At 64.2% G+C, this 1,163-nt stretch carries 1 protein-coding gene; it reads right to left on the reverse strand.

All coding sequences use genetic code 11. The annotated features are described in order from the left end of the window. Nucleotides 1–1,060 (reverse strand): ISAs1 family transposase (locus BLS85_RS18465; protein ID WP_092788198.1); only part of this gene is annotated, 1,060 nt, incomplete at its 3' end. Nucleotides 1,061–1,163 lie beyond the last annotated feature (103 nt).

A 1,163-nucleotide genomic window follows, 5' to 3' on the forward strand; every position in this document is an offset into this window, starting at 1 on the left:
TGCCGCGTCCGGCGCGGATGATATTGAAGGCGAAGCGGCGCACGAGGGCCATGTTCTGGGCGCCGTGCCCCCGTCGCAGTCGCGACTGATCCTCCTTGAAGGTGACGTCGAGGGACCAGTGCATGCTTTCGATGCCCCAGTGTCCGCGAATGGCGTCGGCGGCGCGCTGGGGGCTCAGGGCTGCCGATGAGATGAAATATCGTGTTTCTTCAGTGACCTTTCCCCGGCGTTCGGTGCGGGTTGTGGTGCGGACGAGGGTTTTCAGGCCCGGGAATCGGGGCTCGTCGGGGTAGCGGCGGTCGGACGGGAGCCAAGCCACGTCGTGGCTGACGGTGGTGCGGCGGGTCTCGATGCGGCCGTGGTCCTTGTCGATGCTCTCAACGGTATCGAGCCCCGTGGTCTCTGGGTCCTCGAAATAGCGGACCACGTCGTCATGCAGGGTGGGCTGGTTGCGCTTGAGGGCCAGCACGTAGTCACCGTCGCGGTCCAGAATGGCCTGGGCGACGGTGGAGTTGGTGGCGATGGCGTCGATTGTGACCAACGCCCCCTTGAGGCACAAGCGATCCAGGATGGCGAGGATGGCGGCGCACTCGTTTTCCTTGGTATCAACGGCTTCCTGGCTCAGCACCAGGCGCTGCGTCGAGGCCCAGGCGGAGACCAGATGGAGGGGCTTCTGCCCGGTTGCGCTGTCCCCGCTGCGGCGCAACGTCTTGCCATCCAGGGCGATCAGGCTGGGCGCGTCCGCGCGCAGGGCGGTCGCCCAGGCCACGAAGCAAGCCTCGAACAGCGCCGGATCGATCCGGTTGAGGAGAGTGCGCAACCAGTCTTCCTCGGGGGTACCGAAGTAGTACTCGCCATAACCCCTGAGGAAGTCCAGGTGATGGGCGCCCCAGTCTGCGATCTCGTCATAATCGTCGCACCCCGCGATGCTCGCGCACGTTACCAGAAACAGAACTTCTGGCAGGGGATATTTTACCTTGGCCGGGTCACGTGGGTCCCGAACCTCTCCAAAGTGCTTGAGAAGAAGGCGAAGGCGATCCGTGACGATCATCTCTTCCATCGGCGTACGGCTCCGGTTCTGGGGGGCAGACGCCTGTTGAATCACCCTCGAATCCCGTTCGCCACTGAAATCAGCCCTCGGCCGTTAACCTGAGCCCGTTGCC

The sequence above is a fragment of the Rhodospira trueperi genome (assembly GCF_900101965.1).
Classification (GTDB): Bacteria; Pseudomonadota; Alphaproteobacteria; order Rhodospirillales; family Rhodospirillaceae; genus Rhodospira; species Rhodospira trueperi.